16 protein-coding genes are annotated in these 17,615 nt (G+C 34.7%); 4 read left to right on the forward strand and 12 right to left on the reverse strand.

From position 1 onward, the window contains the following. The first annotated feature begins 110 nt into the window (after positions 1-110). Complete coding sequence (locus G3A47_RS05045) at positions 111-551, forward strand: MarR family winged helix-turn-helix transcriptional regulator (RefSeq protein WP_166921061.1); 441 nt, start codon at positions 111-113, stop codon at positions 549-551. Between the two features lies 1 nt (position 552). Beyond that, positions 553-1,884: a S41 family peptidase gene (locus G3A47_RS05050; protein WP_166921063.1), complete on the forward strand. Its 1,332-nt coding sequence runs from the start codon at positions 553-555 to the stop codon at positions 1,882-1,884. A 1,177-nt stretch (positions 1,885-3,061) separates the two neighbouring features. Here G3A47_RS05050 and G3A47_RS05055 read toward each other — a convergent pair. From G3A47_RS05055 to G3A47_RS05065, 3 genes are read right to left on the reverse strand one after another with little or no spacing between them, the layout of a single operon-like run. Next, positions 3,062-4,009, reverse strand: a complete 948-nt coding sequence (locus tag G3A47_RS05055; protein ID WP_166921065.1) for a lipid A deacylase LpxR family protein — start codon at positions 4,007-4,009, stop codon at positions 3,062-3,064. Next, positions 3,999-4,772, reverse strand: coding sequence for a monofunctional biosynthetic peptidoglycan transglycosylase (gene mtgA, locus G3A47_RS05060; protein WP_409994005.1), 774 nt, complete (start codon positions 4,770-4,772; stop codon positions 3,999-4,001). Before mtgA ends, G3A47_RS05055 begins: the two co-directional genes overlap by 11 nt. Beyond that, positions 4,772-5,884, reverse strand: a complete 1,113-nt coding sequence (locus G3A47_RS05065) for an NAD(P)/FAD-dependent oxidoreductase (protein ID WP_166921067.1) — start codon at positions 5,882-5,884, stop codon at positions 4,772-4,774. The genes mtgA and G3A47_RS05065 overlap by 1 nt, the downstream gene beginning before the upstream one ends. A gap of 410 nt (positions 5,885-6,294) precedes the next feature. Between G3A47_RS05065 and G3A47_RS05070 the strand changes: the two genes are divergently transcribed. Together G3A47_RS05070 and G3A47_RS05075 are read left to right on the forward strand one after the other, a co-directional pair. Then, positions 6,295-8,196: a S9 family peptidase gene (locus tag G3A47_RS05070; protein WP_166921069.1), complete on the forward strand. Its 1,902-nt coding sequence runs from the start codon at positions 6,295-6,297 to the stop codon at positions 8,194-8,196. A gap of 418 nt (positions 8,197-8,614) precedes the next feature. Then, entirely contained in the window at positions 8,615-11,041 is a 2,427-nt protein-coding gene (locus G3A47_RS05075) for a hybrid sensor histidine kinase/response regulator (RefSeq protein ID WP_243860385.1), read from the forward strand. Here G3A47_RS05075 and G3A47_RS05080 read toward each other — a convergent pair. From G3A47_RS05080 to G3A47_RS05120, 9 genes are all read right to left on the reverse strand, one after another. Continuing rightward, positions 11,038-12,381: a sigma-54-dependent transcriptional regulator gene (locus G3A47_RS05080; protein ID WP_166921073.1), complete on the reverse strand. Its 1,344-nt coding sequence runs from the start codon at positions 12,379-12,381 to the stop codon at positions 11,038-11,040. The genes G3A47_RS05075 and G3A47_RS05080 overlap by 4 nt on opposite strands. Positions 12,382-12,509: 128 nt before the next feature. Beyond that, positions 12,510-12,806, reverse strand: a complete 297-nt coding sequence (locus tag G3A47_RS05085; RefSeq protein ID WP_166921075.1) for a hypothetical protein — start codon at positions 12,804-12,806, stop codon at positions 12,510-12,512. Between the two features lie 3 nt (positions 12,807-12,809). After that, entirely contained in the window at positions 12,810-13,109 is a 300-nt protein-coding gene (locus G3A47_RS05090; RefSeq protein WP_166921077.1) for a PepSY-like domain-containing protein, read from the reverse strand. 35 nt (positions 13,110-13,144) lie between these two features. Beyond that, entirely contained in the window at positions 13,145-13,432 is a 288-nt protein-coding gene (locus tag G3A47_RS05095) for a hypothetical protein (protein ID WP_166921079.1), read from the reverse strand. A gap of 22 nt (positions 13,433-13,454) precedes the next feature. Beyond that, positions 13,455-13,751 carry a hypothetical protein gene (locus G3A47_RS05100; RefSeq protein WP_166921081.1) on the reverse strand — a complete coding sequence of 99 codons (297 nt, stop codon included), beginning with the start codon at positions 13,749-13,751 and terminating at the stop codon, positions 13,455-13,457. A gap of 53 nt (positions 13,752-13,804) precedes the next feature. After that, positions 13,805-14,101 (reverse strand): hypothetical protein, encoded by a 297-nt coding sequence (locus G3A47_RS05105; protein WP_166921083.1) that lies wholly within the window; start codon positions 14,099-14,101, stop codon positions 13,805-13,807. 492 nt (positions 14,102-14,593) lie between these two features. Continuing rightward, positions 14,594-15,940, reverse strand: a complete 1,347-nt coding sequence (accC, locus tag G3A47_RS05110) for an acetyl-CoA carboxylase biotin carboxylase subunit (RefSeq protein ID WP_166921085.1) — start codon at positions 15,938-15,940, stop codon at positions 14,594-14,596. 114 nt (positions 15,941-16,054) lie between these two features. Continuing rightward, positions 16,055-16,543, reverse strand: a complete 489-nt coding sequence (gene accB, locus G3A47_RS05115) for an acetyl-CoA carboxylase biotin carboxyl carrier protein (protein WP_166921087.1) — start codon at positions 16,541-16,543, stop codon at positions 16,055-16,057. Between the two features lie 23 nt (positions 16,544-16,566). After that, positions 16,567-17,565, reverse strand: a complete 999-nt coding sequence (locus G3A47_RS05120; RefSeq protein ID WP_166921089.1) for a beta-ketoacyl-ACP synthase III — start codon at positions 17,563-17,565, stop codon at positions 16,567-16,569. Positions 17,566-17,615: the final 50 nt, after the last annotated feature.

Here is a 17,615-nt window from a genome sequence, read left to right on the forward strand (position 1 = left end):
ATAAGGGTGCTTTTTTCAGACCAGTAAATTTTATAACAATTTAGAATCAATTATTCAACTAATTAATTATATTTGATATATCAAATATAATTATATCTAACCACTTAACTATGAGCAACAAAACTCCAACCGGAACTGTACTTTACACTATAGAGCAGGCCATTAAGGAATACCGAAAAATTAGTCAAAAAAACATACAAAAGGTTGTTAACGATATTACAGTTGATCAATGTTTAGTATTAATAATCTTAAACGAGAATTCAAAAATTTCTCAAATTGAAATGGCAAAACTAATCTTTAAAGACAATGCATCGATTACCCGAATAATTGAACTAATGGTCAAAAAAGAATATCTGACAAGAGAAATAAATGAATCCGATAAAAGAAAATCAAAACTTGTAATAACCGAAAAAGGCAAAAAAACAATCGTCCAGCTGACTCCTGTTTTTAAACTAAATCGCAAAACTGCTCTTGACGGAATATCTGCGAACGAAATCGAATTACTGGACAGTATTCTCCATAAAATAATCTCAAATTGCAAAATCTCATAAAATGAAACATCTTATAATTTTAGCAGTATTATCTTTCTCTATTTCTTTGTATTCACAGAAAGAATCGACTAATAAAGGAGAAACCAATTTCACGGACTTACATAAAAAGCAAATTATCGATTCCCTCAATAAAAAACTGGAAGAATTCTACATAAGACCAAACATTACCTTAGTTATAAAGAAAAAACTCAGTGAAAATTATAAAAAAGGACTCTATAAAAACGCTCTAAATCCCACAGAATTTGCATTAAAACTGAATACTGATCTTTTAGAGATTAGCAAAGATTTACATTTCAGAGTAATGTATGATCCGCAGTGGACAGAAAGCCAGCAAAAAAACACAGATGCAGAAACACAGAAAAAAATCAAAGCACAACAACTAACCGATGCAAAGAAAAAGAACTTTGGATTTCAGCAAGCACGGATTTTAGAAGGCAATATTGGTTATTTAGAGTTTAATTATTTTGAAGATCCTGCTATAGCAAGCGAAACTGCTGCTGCGATGATGCAGGTTTTAAACAACACAGAGGCACTGATTATAGATTTACGCAAAAATAATGGTGGAGTAATGGAAATGGGGCAATTTATCAGCAGTTATTTCTTTTCTGATAAAGAATTACCTCTTTACAAATATTACTACTATGAAAAAGACAGAAAGAAAATAGAGAGAGAAATGTGGCTATTACCCTCCGTACCCGGCAAACGCCTGGACAGTATCGATATCTACATCTTAACCAGTGGAGCCACATTCTCAGCAGCGGAATGGATGAGCTATTCTCTTCAGAATTTAAAACGTGTCACTATAGTAGGCGAAAAAACCGCCGGTGGTGCTCATCCTATTGACCGTAAAGTATTACCTAACGGTTTTTCTGTTAACATCCCTTTTGGAGAAATAAAAGACCCTGTTACAAATCTGGATTTCGAAGGAAAAGGAGTTCAGCCGGATGTTTTATGCAAAAGTGAAGAAGCCATAAACACATCACATTTATTAGCCCTGCAAAAGCTAATGTCGAAAAACAAAGATTCACTAAACGATATTAAATGGGTTATCCCAATCATTAAAAACAGACAGAACCCCATAAATGTTGACCCCTTACTTCTAAAATCATATCAAGGTAAATACGGAAAAGCCGAACTAATATACGAGACTAATAATCTATACTACAAATGGAATAACAGAACCTCTTTTTTACTTACTCCTCTGGAACAAGATTTATTTATGGTTGACGGTATAGATACTTTTCGTATTAAAATCATTTCTGAAGAAAAATCAATAAAAGGAATTAAGAGAATTTATGAGGATGGGCAGGAAATCTTTTATTCTAAAGATTAAAATTAATATTTTGAGATTTTTTTGAATAGAAACAGAGGCTTTCTCTGCGGACTGCAACTGTTTTTATTCGAAAATTTCCTGCTAGCACAAATGCTATCCCTAAAATTCTAATGTGGTATTTTTTTCCTGTTTAGTAAGATTCTATCGAAAAATAATGACTCCTTAGCCCCCCTTCTACAAAACAAACACGTCCTAAATTATCACAAATTAAAAAAAAACAAAGTACATTCTTACATTTAAAAATTGCATCCCATTTTAATCTAATTGCCCTTTCCTGAAATCGATATAGCCCTTACCAGCATTGGGCTTAAAGCAACTGTTTAACAATAGAAAACTGAATTAACCTTACTTTTAAATACTTAACACTTCTCCTTGGTTTGATTTTCAACTTTAATTCATAAAAATTGCCAGTGTAATTTCTTCGCAAATTACCTATTCCATAAAGAGCCGACTTATTTTTAGCAAAAATTTACCTTAAATTAGAAAATTTTAATGCAAAATTGACAATTTAATAAAGTTTCTCTTCGTACATTTGCAAAAAATTAGCGAGGCGCGATACAAAATAATGCCGGTTTTAATGAGTCAATTCTTGTTTAATTCCTAATGATTTCGCACTCTTTACGAGTATCTGCTAATGCATAAAAAATATAAAATAACATTAAAATATAATTGAGGCAACGGATCGTATTCCAACACCTTTGAAAGAAAAAGTATCTGTTTTTTGAACTAGTATCATTTTTAAATATTTCTGAATTAGTACCCTGAAATTATAAAATACGACATTCTATATAAAACATATACCAAAAGCCATAGTCCTAGATTATGGCTTTTTTTTATTTTGAGACCTATTTAGGAAGTTTAACCGCAAGGGCCGCAAGGATTTTTGTTAGCTTTTATCGCAAAGCCCACAAAGCTTTTATCGATACTGTTATTTTTTATCTTAGCGAACCTTGCCAAAACCTTTGTGGCCCTTGCGGTTAAATAGCCACGATACTCGCAAAGATTTTTATCTCTCCATTGGTTTAGAGCCGTTTTTTTGACGCAGATACAACGGATTTACTTCGCAAAGACGCGGGTAAAAACTGTTTTTTTATTTCCTTATTTTATATGAGTAACTGAAACACCTTTTATTTCCGCCAAAAAATAGTTATTTCCTTAAACCAACTCAACCAGCAGATTATTTTAACAAATACGCTACCCGAATCGAACCATAAAAAGATCCGGTTATCTCGTGGCTGTTTAATTCTCTTCCGTGATAAATAAAGGAATATGACAAGTTGAAATTATCATGACGGTATTTTAATCCAAACTCAGCATTGAAACGGAGCGGAACGAGCTCAAAAGTTACCGGGCTTTTGTCATTAAACAAACTTCCCTCGATCGTCGCATCATAAAACTGATATTGCACACTTGGCATAGCATAAAAATAAAACTCCCTGACCCTATATTGAGGATTAGCACTCACAGAAGCATCATGCAAATTAGAATCATACATTGGGAGTAATTTTTTAAATCCAATCCGGGTCAAAAAACCTGTAGAAACTCCGGTAAAAATAGTTCCGACATTTGCCTCGGACTGAAAATGAAGGTCCGCAAAATCGTTGGGCTTGTTTGGAAATAATTTCTTCGAATACATAATATGCGCCTGCAATCCTAAAGCATTATGAATTTGATTTTCCCAACCGTATACCGCTTTGTATCCGATAACATGATGAAAAGCTTCCTGCATTTCTTTTCCAAGAGAATTTTGCCCTATAAATCCCAATTGAAAATCTGTTTTCAGGACGGACTCGCTATTGTAAAAAAAGCTCCGTCCGGCTTCGGCAAAAAGATACCCTGCATAGGGACGGTTATTGTTATTACGGGATTCAATATTGATATATCGTGGATTGTAAATATATTGTCCAACCCGAAATTCAGTTATCTTTTTATTGATTTTTTCATTATCATTTTTCGATAGGAATCTGTAGAAAAACTCCAAACCATTGGTATAATACATATCATTTTTAGACGATGTATATAAATCGTTATCTGAAATAAGGCCAATTTCTTTAGTCTTTCCTTGTGCAGAAACAAAAAGTGATGTCAAGATCAGAAGTCCTGCGAAGACTTTTTTACTTTCCATCGTAATTTATTTTTCCAACTGCACGCATTTCACGAACAATTCTTTCTTTACGTCTGTTGATATAACTTGACGAGCCTGTTGCTTTAAATTTTCTGGGATTTGGCAATATCGCTGCAATACCGGCAGCCTGCATTGGTGTTAAACTCGAAGCATCACGTCGGTACCAGTGTTCTGTTGCTGCATAGGCACCATAAACACCATCACCCATTTCGATACTATTCAGATAGACCTCCATAATACGTTCCTTACCCCATATTACTTCTATTAAAACCGTAAAATAGGCTTCTAAACCTTTTCTGAAATAGCTTCTTCCCTGCCATAAGAAAACATTTTTAGCCGTTTGTTGCGAAATAGTACTTCCCCCACGGATTCTGCGTCCGCGCTCGTTGCTTTTATAAGCTTTCTGAAGTGCTTTAAAATCAAAACCATTGTGCGATAAAAAAGTACCGTCTTCACTGGCAATAACCGCTTTTTGCAGATTCATTGAAATTTTATCAATAGGTTCCCAGTCATGATCAAAATAGACTTCTTTACCTCCGACTTTATTTTCGATGGCACGAATCACCATCAAAGGCGTAAAAGGAACGGGTATGTATTTAAATAAAATCACTGAGGCAATTGAAACTCCGAAAAACCACAGCATTAGTTTAATAAAAAACAATTTTACTTTTTCTCCAAACGAACGTTTCGACTTCTTAGGAGATGCTTTTGGTTTCGGCTTACTTGCGGTTGTTGCTTTTGGTGCTGGTTTTTTGACTGCCATTATATTAAATCTGCTAATTCTGTTCCTATTAAACTTCCTATCGCTACACCCATCCCTCCTAAACGCACTCCACAAAACACGTTTTCAGACAATTGCGTAACTACCGGATTTTTACTGTTCCCTACTCCCATAATGCCACTCCAACGATGGGCGATTCGGAATTCCTGATTTGGTAAAATTACATTTTTAAGTAAATCCTCCAATTTATTTTGAATAATTTTGGTTTGACCAAATTCTGTAGTGTTTTCCGTTTCAAAATCAAGGTTTCTCCCTCCACCAAGTAAAATCCGATCACCAATATTCCTGAAATAATAATAGCCTTTGTCCAGATGAAAAGTTCCCTTCACATCTAAATTCGGAATTGGGTCAGTAATAAGAACCTGTGCTCTTGCAGGTTGCACCGCACCTTTTGTCAAAGCATTTGCAAAACCATTTGTTGCAAAAAGTATTTTTTTCGAAGTAAAACTAAAATCATTCAAAACCACTTCGACCTGAGTTCCTGTATCCAAATAAGAGGTTACGGTTTGCTGATTCAAAATTAAAATATCTGCTGCAATCGCCTGCTTCAATAATTCCTGCATCATATTCCCGGTATCAATCTGAGCTTCAAACGGATTAAAAATCAAATAATCTTCAATATTTTTAAACCCAAACCTATCCACTTCTTTGTCAAAAACATCAGCCTTAAAAAGTGGTTTCAAAATAGTATTTATAAAAGGTAATTTGCTTACACAATCATCAAAACCATTGTTCTCTTCTTTGAGAAAAAGTTCATAACCGCCATAGGGTTTAAAATCTATAGCAGTATCCCCCAATCTTTTTCGAAGTAATTGCAGCCCTTGCCAGCGTTTTTCAACCAGTTGCACCACCTCTTCTTCAGAATGTGTTTTCAGATCCTCCAAAATTTCAGAAAGACTTCCGAAACAAGCAAAACCGGCATTCTTGGTACTTGCACCCTGTGGTAACATTCCTTTTTCTAAAATCAGAATTTTGGCGGTTGGAAATCTTTCGCGCAAGCGCAATCCTGCATGCAAACCAACTATGCCACTTCCCACGATGGTATAATCTACATTAGTGAACCAATTTTTAAGTTCCCAATAACTTAATTCCATGAGTGATTTTTTTATAAAAATAGAGAATTTTTTATAGTAAAAAATAAATTCTAAAATTTTAAATTCCAAATTCCAAACTCCCTCTCTCGCTAACTTTGGAATCTGAAATTAGGAATCATAACCTTCGACTTCGCTCAGGGGGGCATTAGGTGCTATTTAACTTTATTGGCAAAAACATTAACAAAATTTGCCCTTCGGCTTTCGCTCAGGGTGACATTAGATAAGGTGACATTAGATATTGATTTAACTTTATTGCCAGAAACATTAACAAAATTTGGAATTTGCCTTTCGGCTTCGCTCAGGGTGACAATTAGGCTTTGATTTATATTTTAAAAGATTGGAATTTGGGATTTGATAAATTGGAATTTAATTTTCGTACTTTAGGCACCACAAAAATCAGATTATCAATTATGAAAAAAGTAGTATTCACAACCTTAATAATGATGAGTTTAAACGCTATCGGACAGAGTGTAATGTCACCTGAATTGTTATGGAAATTAGGCCGAGTTACACCACTTGGACTTTCAAAAGATGAAAAAAATGTTGTTTTTAAAGTTACGACTCCTTCCGTGGAGGAAAACAAATCGCATTCTAAGTTTTACATTTTGCCTGTAATTGGTGGAAATGCAACAGAAATTAAAGATACAAAAGACGTGTTGCGAGACAAAAACATTTCGCCGGACGGAACTTTATTAGTCTACAACGAAGAAGTAAAAATCGATAAAGTTTTAGGAAAAGATTTCTATCCGAATTTAGATAAATCTGATGTTCAGATTTACGACGGTTTAGACTATCGTCATTGGGATACCTGGAACGAAGGAAAATTTAATCACGTTTTTTACAAAAGCATCAACAAAGAAGCTGCAGGAATTGATATCCTTAAAGGTGAAACTTTTGACAGTCCACAAAAACCATTTGGTGGTGACGAAGATTATATCTGGTCTCCTGACGGAAAAAGCATTTTGTATGTGTGCAAGAAAAAAGCCGGAACTGCTTACGCTATATCAACAAACACTGATATTTATGAGTACAATTTAGAAACTCAAAAAACGGTAAACAGAACAGAAGGCAACTTAGGTTATGATACCGCACCACAATTTTCTCCAACCGGAAATCTTAGCTGGTTGCAAATGAAACGTGATGGTTATGAAGCAGACAAAAATGACATTATTGTTGAATTTAAAGGAATCAAAACTAACTTAACTGCTAATTGGGACGGAACTGTTGATAATTTTATCTGGAGCAAAGACGGGAAAAAAGTATTTTTTGTAGCACCGGTAGATGGAACAAAACAACTTTTTGAAGTAAATTTCCCAGGCTTAACAAAAATAGCCATTCAGGTTCGTCAATTAACAAGTGGCGATTTTGATGTAAGTGATTTAGTTGGTTTCTCAGGTGACGATATCATCGTAACGCGAACAGACATGAATCATGCTGCTGAAATCTTTTCTTACAATCTGAAGAAAAAGACCTGGAAACAATTATCTAATGTCAATACAGAAACTTACAAAACACTAACGTTAAGTAAAACAGAGAAACGTTACGTGACAACAACCGATGGCAAAAAGATGTTGGTATGGGTAATTCTTCCTCCAAATTTTGACGCTACAAAAAAATACCCAACTCTTCTATTCTGCCAGGGAGGACCACAATCTGCCTTGACACAATCGTACTCATTCCGTTGGAATTTCTCTTTAATGGCTGCTAAAGGTTATGTAGTAGTAGCTCCAAACCGACGCGGAATGCCAGGACACGGAGTAGAATGGAATGAACAAATCAGTAAAGACTGGGGCGGACAGGTTATGGATGATTATTTGTCTGCAATAGATGATGTCGCGAAAGAAAGCTATGTTGATAAGTCTCGTTTAGGCTGTGTTGGTGCTAGTTACGGAGGTTATTCTGTATTTTACTTAGCCGGAATTCATAAAAACCGTTTCAAAACATTTATTGCGCATGATGGTGTTTTCAATACACAAAGTATGTTTGGAACAACAGAAGAAGTTTTCTTTAACAACTGGGATTTTGGTGGCGCTTACTGGGAAAAAGACAATGCAATAGCACAAAAAACCTATACTACTTTTAATCCTGCAAACTTCGTTCAAAACTGGAACAAACCTATTTTGATTGTACAGGGAGGAAAAGATTTCCGTGTGCCAATCGGACAATCACAAGAAGCTTTTCAGGCTGCACAGTTAAGAGGCATTAAAAGTCGTTTAGTCTATTTCCCGGAAGAAAATCACTGGGTTCTAAAACCACAAAATGCTCAGGTTTGGCAAGGTGAATTTTTTAAATGGTTAAACGAAACGCTATAACCATCTATCAAAAAAAATAGCCGCTAATTGCACTAATTTTCACGAAAAAAAAACTTAAAATATAGTCATTGGTTAAAAAGATTAATAATCTGAACTCGATTGAATCAGAAAAAAATCCTTTAAATCTGTGAAATCTGTGGCAGTTTCTTTTTGCCGCAGATTAAAAGGATTAAAATGATTATTTCTAAAGTTTAAAAATTACTCGTAAAAATTAAAATACAACCGCAGATTTTTTAGATTGAACTTGTTTCGTCTTTAAAATCTGCGGTTTTTTTTAGCTTCGAATTAAAATTATATAAGATTTTAGGAGCGGTTTATAAACCTTAATCAGAAAAATTTAAATAAATTGCGGTTGTTTCAATTTCAAAAAACCTTGCAATCCCTGTTACCCTAGTTTATGGAGAGTAAAAAAAACTACATGCCGCTTAAAGTACTCTTCAGTTATATTGTATTACTGGGATTAGTTGTTACGGTTGGTTGGTTTCTCTATTCTGAAAATATCGTTTACAACAAACTCGAAGAAAAAATAGGTTATGAGAAAACGAAAATTCTAAGAGTCAGTAAACTCTTCTCCAATGTATACAAAACAGAGAGTTTAGCCCGAAAAACGATTCAGACAAATTCTGAAAACGACTTCAAAAATTACCTTATTGAAACAGATTCCTTACGCGCAAGAATCGATACGTTAAAACAAATCGTCACTACAGAATATCAAAAAGCTTTATTAGACAGTGTTACGTATTTTTTATCTGAAAAAACAGACAATATCCGACAACTAAAAACCATAAAAAACAAAGCCGACGATGAAGTCTCGGTCAATACCGCTATTAATGAAATTACCAAAATGGAGTTTAAGCTCCGTAAACTGGAACTTCAGGATTTTACTAAAAATCCTAATCAATTGGGAAACTACCAACGCAATGTCCTTCAGAAATATGTTGATTATCTCAATCAGAATATTCCCGACGACAGCACCAATACGTTGAGCAAACAAGCCTCTGATTCTATTTTAGCCAATTCAAAAAAGCTCTTGAGCAATGTCAAAATAAAAGCCGAGAAAAAGAAGGAGTCGCTGAATTTTGAGGAGAACAAATTGCTTAAGAATGAAATTGCGATCTCGGAACAACTTAGAAAAGTACTTCGTGTTATAGAGCGCGAGATCATTATTAACTCTATAAAGAACAATTCATTAAAAGAAAAATCGCTTAAAAAAGTCAATGATATTGTAACGGCATCAGCTATTATCGGCTTGTTATTGACGGTATTCTTCTCTGTTTTGATTGTAAGCGATTATTCCAAATCACAATTGTATAAAAAACAGTTGGAGATTGCCAATTTCAAAACCAAAAACCTGCTAAAAAGCCGTGAGCAATTAATTTCAACGGTAAGTCATGATCTGAAAACACCTTTGAGTACTATAGTAGGCTACACCGAACTTTTGGGCAATTCTGATGTTACTACCAAACAATCCTATTTCGTAAAAAACATTAAAAACTCCTCCGACTATATTTCGCAGTTGGTACAGGATTTATTGGATTTTTCTCAAATCGAGGCCGGGAAAATCAGCATCGAAAAAGTACCTTTCCTTTTACCTGAGATTATTGAGGACGCTGCCAAAAATATTCAGACGGTTTATAAAAACAAAAATATTGATCTTATTATCAATGTTGACGGACAGCTAAACAACAAAATAATAGGTGATCCTTTTCGCTTAAAGCAAATCCTGACCAATATAATTGGAAATGCTTATAAATTCACAGAAGAAGGCTATATCAAGATAAGCGCTTATGTGCCGGAGAACACTGCCTTTTTTACCATAACAATTGAAGATACCGGAATTGGAATTGAGAAAGGAAATCAGCAATTGGTTTTTGAAGAATTTGCACAAGCTAATGAGAATATTGAAAAAAAATACGGCGGAACCGGCTTAGGTCTGTCTATTTGCCAAAAAATAATCGCCATTCTGGAAGGAAGCCTAACCCTTAGAAGTACTTTTGGAGAAGGAAGCACTTTTGAAATCAAACTCCCTTTAGTATTTGACAACAGCAAAAATACAACCGCTACCACCAAAACACAGCCTTTTAACATCAATACAAAAAAACTGACTTTCATTGTTATTGATGATGACAGCAATTTATTGAATCTAACAAGCGGCGTTTTAAAACTCGAAAACCATCATGTTTTATCTTTTAACGAAGCTGCGAAAGCTTTAGAAGTCATTGCTACTACCGATTTTGACTTTATCATCACAGACATTCAAATGCCCGAAATGGATGGTTTTATGTTTATAGAGAAATTAAAAAACACTACTATTTCAACATTCAAGAATCAGCCCGTAATTGCATTGACAGGGAGAACAGATTTAGATTTTTCAGTTTATACAGAAGCCGGATTCACCACAGTTATCAAAAAACCGTATTCTCCCAAAATGTTACTAGAAACGATACATCATGTTATGGAGAAGACTCCTTTGTCAAATAATGAGATGACAGCTACTGACGGTTTGTCTTCAAACGAGTCCCTATACTCTTTAGAAACCCTAAAAGATTTTTTAGGCAACGATACTGAGGCCTTGAGAGACGTTATAAATTCGTTTTTTGACAGTACTAAAGAAAATCTTACCTATTTAAACGAAGCCATAAAAGCTCAAGATACAGCCGAAATTACCGTTATTGCACACCGAATTGCCCCCATGTTTAAGCAAATTCAGGCAAATGAAATCGCCACTATTCTAAAAGCTTTAGAAAAAAACGAATTTAAAAATTCTGATTTAGAAAGTATCTTTGACAGTTTAAAAACCCAGATCGAAACCCTTTTTACCTCCTTAAGACAAGAAATAGCTTAATCTATATTGTACTGCTTTAATTTATTGTAAAGTGTTTTTCTGGTAATTTTAAGCAGTTTAGCTGCTTCTGATTTGTTATTCTGCGCTTTAGATAAAGCATGAATGATAGCCTCTTTTTCATTTTCTGACAGCGAGAAATTTCCTTTGGAATTCTGTTGCTTTTCTATCTGAAAAAACTCTGTTGGCAGCACATCACTTTCAATATACATACCACGTGACAATAAGGTGGCACGTTTTACGCAATTCTGAAGTTCGCGTAAGTTTCCGGGCCAGCTGTAGTTTTGAAAAATCCTGATTACATCGGGTGAAAAACCTATGATTTCTTTATTCAATTGCTGATTGGCTTTCTCCAGAAAATAATCGGCAAAAACCATTAAATCTTCTTCTCTGTCTGTTAAGGAAGGCGACTGAATAGAGAATTCATTAATTCTATGGTATAAATCTTCGCGAAAATCACCATTTTTAACGGCTTCACGTAAATCTTCATTAGTAGCGGTAATAATCCTGATATCAACGTTAATTTCTTTGTTGCTTCCTACGGGTTTGATTTTTCGCTCCTGAAGTGCTCTCAGCAATTGTATCTGATTTTCATACGAGAGATTTCCTATTTCATCTAAAAAAAGAGTCCCCCCGTTAGCCGCTTCAAAATAGCCCATTTTGTCGCTGATTGCTCCGGTAAAAGATCCTTTTAAATGTCCGAAAAATTCACTTGCAGCCAATTCTTTTGGGATTGCACCACAATCGACAGCAATAAAATTATTGCTTTTTCGAGTACTTTGTTGATGAATACTTTTAGCTATAATTTCTTTCCCTGTACCACTTTCTCCAATAATCAAAACCGACATATCTGTTGGACTTACCAATTGAATATGATCCAGTAATTTTTTTGAAGCAACAGAAATTCCTTTTACAAATTCGCTTTCTGTAACGGCAGTTTGTTTTTTGACCGCTTTCTTTTCTTTTGTCGGAACTTCCGTTTGAGGAGTCTGCAAAGCGTTTGTAATAACCAACAAAACCTCATCGGGATTAAACGGTTTCGAAATATAGTCTGCAGCGCCATTTTTGATCGCTTTTACAGCCGTATTCACATCTGAGTATCCTGTCATCAGAATCACAGGTATTTCAGGGTTTGTGGCCTTAAATTCAGTCATAAGCACTATACCATCAGAATCCGGTAATCGAAGATCGGTTAAAATCAAATCAAATAATTGATTTTTAACCGCTAATCGGGCTTCGGCAGCTGAAAAGGCAATGATTACTTCATATTCTTTCTTTATCAGGAACTTCTCCAATAGTTTGCAGAACGAAATATCATCTTCTATTAGTAATATCTTTGGCATTTGCTTTTAGTGACTTTTTTGCTAAAATAATACTATTAAACTTGTCTTTTCATAAAATTTTGCAAAAAAAAAGAGATTGTTATCCAACAATCTCTTTTTTACCAAAAACATAAATCTAATTCACCTAATTATATCTTCAACCAGTTGCCATTGACATCTGAATAAACAGTAGCCTTTTGGTCACCAACTGATATATCTAATTTGTACTCTTTTTTTTCATTTACATAAGCTTTAACCAATTTTGCACCGGGATAAGCAGTTACCAATGCTGTTTTTACTGCTGCCGGAACAGCATCTGTACCAACTTCAGTATACTCCGTTTGAAAACCTGATTCCGTTTTTACTTCTTCAGAATGTACAATCGTAGTAGCATAAATGGACAAACTACCTAAAATGATTGCTGCTGCTAAAACTATCTTTTTCATGACTTATTTTTTTATAATATTTCCTGCAGCATCAGAGAATATAGTATACTTTCTTTCTCCTTTAGAGATTTCAAGTTTGTACTCTTTCTTTTCGTTTACATAGGCTTTGTCAAGCTTTGTACCCGGAAAAGATTTTTCAACTGTTGATTTTACTGCTGCCGGAACAGCATCTGCACTAACCTCAGTAAACTCATCCTGAATAAGTACTGATTGATTTATTGAATTTTCTTGCGACGGAATTGTTGCTGCGTTAACAGTTAAACTTCCTAAAACGATTGCTGTAGCTACTACTAACTTTTTCATAATGTTGGGTTTTATTGGGTTAATTTAATAATTAGTTATTTCATAATAATCCCTTGCTCATCTGTAAACACAGTTGACTTAACATCTCTAACAATAATATCCAGTTTATACTCTTTCTTATCGTTAATGTATGCTTTCTCAATCTTTACACCCGGATAAGCTTTATCTACAGCGGCTTTAATGAAAGCTGGAACAGCATCAACTTCTTTATACCCATCCTGAGTAGTTTCTAACTGGACTTTTGTGGTTTTTATAAAAGTGGTTCCAGCCTGCACAGACAAAGTTCCAAAAACGATTGCCGCAGTTAAGATTAATTTTTTCATAATTTATAGTTTTTTTTTTAGATTACTTGTTTATCCAGGTTCCGTCTGCATTTGCAAAAAGATTCCCCGTTTTGTCCCCAACAGTAACTTCTAATTTATATTGGGAACCTGCATTTTTATAAGCTTTAGAAAGCACCGCAGTTGGATAGGCTTTTTTAAGAGCCTCTACAATTGGAACCGGTACTTCTTCCAGTTTCACTTCAGTATATTCGTCCTGAACTAATATTGTTTTTACGATTGTAGTAGTAAGGGGAGAAGTTGAAGCAAATGAAGTCAAAGTTCCCAAAACGATTGTGGCTGATAGAAATAATTTTTTCATAGTGCGTATATTTAATAGTGTTTATCGAATATTTTTAAGAGGAACTAAGATACTTATTTTTTAATCCAGGTCCCATCTGCATTTGCAAAAAGATTTCCGGTTTTATCTCCAACTGTTACTTCTAATTTGTATTCTGAATTTGCATTTTTAAATGCTTTTGAAAGTACTGCAGTTGGATATGCTTTTTTAAGTGCGTCTGTGACAGCAGTAGGTACTTCTTCTAATTTTATTTCTGTATAATCTTCCTGAACTGAGATTACTTTTACTGTTGTAGTACTAACTGGAGAAGTTGAAGCAAATGAAGTTAAACTTCCCAAAACGATTGCGGCTGATAAAAATAAATTTTTCATAATGTATATATTTAGTTATTTAATAGTTGTTATACGCTTTAGGATAATGAAATTATTATGCCGCAACTGAAAAACCAACTATCAAACGCCGTAAGCCTCCATTTTTAATGGGCTCAGAACAAAATACAACAAAAGTCAAAAATTAAGAAAACTGTATACTATTACGAAATAGTGTATAAAAAGTATACACAAATAGTGTTTACTTATAAAAATACAAAACGAATAAACCAGAGTATATTACTAAAACTACCAGTTGGGCAAATTATTTTTTAACACACAGGAACATAGTTTTGAAAACAACAACAAAAAAAGGCGTTTCACTTGTCTAAAATCTCATAGCCTAACTATGTGATAGAAATGTGTTTCTTTTTCATACCCATATATAGATTAATGTCTATGTTTCTATGCGTTAAGTATAATTTCTATCAAATTACCCTAACAAATTAAATACATAAGCAAAAAAAAGACTGTCAAAATTGACAGCCTTTAAAATTATTCGATTGGATTCATTTTGAAAGTATCCATAAATGCAGTGGTATAATCTCCTGCAATATATCTTGGATCATCCATTAATTGTCTGTGGAAAGGTATTGTTGTTTTAATTCCTTCGATAACGAATTCATCCAAAGCTCTACGCATTTTGCTAATCGCTTCTTCACGAGATTGTGCAGTTGTAATTAACTTTGCAATCATCGAATCGTAATTTGGCGGAATACTATAACCTGAGTAAACGTGAGTATCTAAACGTACTCCGTGACCTCCCGGCATATGAAGCGTAGTAATTTTTCCCGGTGAAGGACGAAAATCGTTATATGGATCTTCAGCATTAATACGACATTCTATAGCATGCAATTGTGGCATATAGTTTTTTCCGGAAATCGGAATTCCTGCAGCCACCATAATTTGCTCACGAATCAAATCATAATCTATAACTTGTTCTGTGATCGGGTGCTCTACCTGAATACGGGTATTCATTTCCATGAAATAGAAATTTCTGTGTTTGTCAACCAAAAATTCTACTGTCCCGGCTCCTTCGTATTTAATAAATTCAGCCGCTTTTACAGCAGCTTCTCCCATTGCAGCACGCAATTCGTCTGTCATGAAAGGTGAAGGTGTTTCTTCAGTAAGTTTTTGGTGACGACGTTGTACCGAGCAATCTCTTTCAGAAAGGTGACATGCTTTTCCATAAGAGTCTCCTACTACCTGAATTTCGATATGACGTGGTTCTTCAATAAGTTTCTCCATGTACATTCCGTCATTCCCAAAAGCAGCACCAGCTTCCTGACGTGCGCTTTCCCAGGCTTTCAACAAATCTTCTTCTTTCCAAACAGCACGCATTCCTTTACCACCACCACCGGCAGTAGCTTTCAACATTACCGGGTAACCAAATTCTTTAGCCAGTTTTTCTGTTTGTTCATAAGACTCTAACAATCCGTCTGAACCTGGTACACAAGGTACTCCTGCAGCTTTCATTGTTGCTTTTGCAGAAGCTTTATCCCCCATTCTGTCAATCATTTCAGGAGCTGCACCAATAAATTTGATTCCGTGCTCCTGGCAAATTTTTGAGAATTTAGCGTTCTCAGAAAGAAAACCATATCCTGGGTGTATTGCATCTGCATTGGTAATCTCAGCAGCAGCAATAATATTTGACATTTTCAAATACGATAAGTTACTTGGAGGAGGACCTATACAAACCGCTTCGTCAGCAAACTTAACATGTAGACTTTCTGCATCAGCTGTAGAGTAAACCGCTACAGTTTTGATTCCCATCTCTTTACATGTACGAATTACACGAAGAGCAATTTCTCCTCTATTCGCAATTAATATTTTTTTAAACATCTTAATTTTAATTAGATAATTAGACAATTTGATAACTAGATAATTTTAGATGTTCAAACAGCTTTATATTTACTGTCAAATCAATCTAAAATCTAAAATCTAAAATCTAAATTTTTATGATGGATCAACTAAAAATAAAGGCTGGTCAAATTCTACCGGTGACATATCATCAACAAGAATTTTCACAATTTTACCTGATACTTCTGATTCGATTTCGTTGAATAATTTCATTGCTTCAATTACACAAAGAACATCACCCTTAGCAACAGTACTTCCCACTTCAGTGAAAACTGCTTTATCCGGAGATGGTTTTCTATAAAAAGTTCCAATAATTGGAGATTTTATAGTGATATACTTAGAATCTTCTGTTGCAGCTGGTGTATCAGTGCTAACATTTACAACAACCGGAGCAGCCTGTTGAGGAACAACTGCTTGTGGTAATGCAGGTTGAGCAGGTAATTGTTGCACATAAGTAGCTTCTGTTACATTTGTTTCCAAAGTTGTTCTGATTGTGATTTTCACATCATCCATTTCCAACTTCACTTCTGCAACTCCCGAATTTGCAACAAATTTGATTAGGTTTTGAATTTCTTTTAAATCCATAATGATTTGTTTTTAGTTTTAATTTATTTCTTATCGTAAGCCCATTTTAGGTAAATAGATCCCCAAGTGAATCCACCACCAAAAGCGGCAAAAATAATATTATCTCCTTTTTTTAATAAATGTTCAAAGTCATTCAGCACTAATGGCAAGGTTGCTGAAGTTGTATTTCCATATCTTTCGATATTCATTAATACTTTAGAATCTTCAAGTTCCATTCTGCCTGCTGTCGCATCAATAATACGTTTGTTTGCCTGATGTGCTACTAACCAGCTCACATCATCTTTAGACAAATTGTTTCTTTTTAAGATCAATTCGCTGGCATCGGCCATATTAGTTACTGCGTATTTAAAAACGGTTTTCCCGTCCTGAAAAACATTGTGAAGTTTATTTTGTACAGTCTCTAGTGTAGTAGGAAGTAGAGAACCACCGGCTTCGATCTTAAGATAATCACGCCCTACGCCATCACTGCGTAAATATTCATCTTGTAAACCCAAACCTTCGTAATTTGGCTCGAATAAAACAGCACCTGCACCGTCTCCAAAAATAATACAAGTCGCTCTATCTGTATAATCAACAATTGATGACATCTTATCGGCACCAATCAATAGTACTTTTTTATATCGTCCTGACTGAACATAAGCTGCAGCCGTAGACATTCCGTATAAAAAACTGGAACATGCCGCTTGCAAATCGTATGCAAATGCATTTGTAGCTCCAATTTGTGAAGCAACAAAAACTCCCGTAGAAGCCACTGGCATATCTGCTGTAGCTGTTGCCATAATAACCATATCAATCTCTAAAGGATCAATATTAGCTTTCGCTATTAAATCCTGTGCTGCTTTTATAGCAAGAAACGAAGTTCCTTTATCAGCATCTTTAAGAATTCTTCTTTCTTTAATTCCGGTGCGAGTGGTAATCCATTCGTCATTGGTATCAACCATTGTTTCTAGAACTTTGTTCGAAAGTACAAAGTCAGGAACATAAGCTCCAACAGCGGTAATTGCGGCTGTGATTGTATTCATTATATTCTATTATTTCCTTCCAAATACTCCTATTTGAAAAATTTTTAAAA

It is taken from the genome of Flavobacterium poyangense (assembly GCF_011751075.1).
Classification (GTDB): domain Bacteria; phylum Bacteroidota; class Bacteroidia; order Flavobacteriales; family Flavobacteriaceae; genus Flavobacterium; species Flavobacterium poyangense.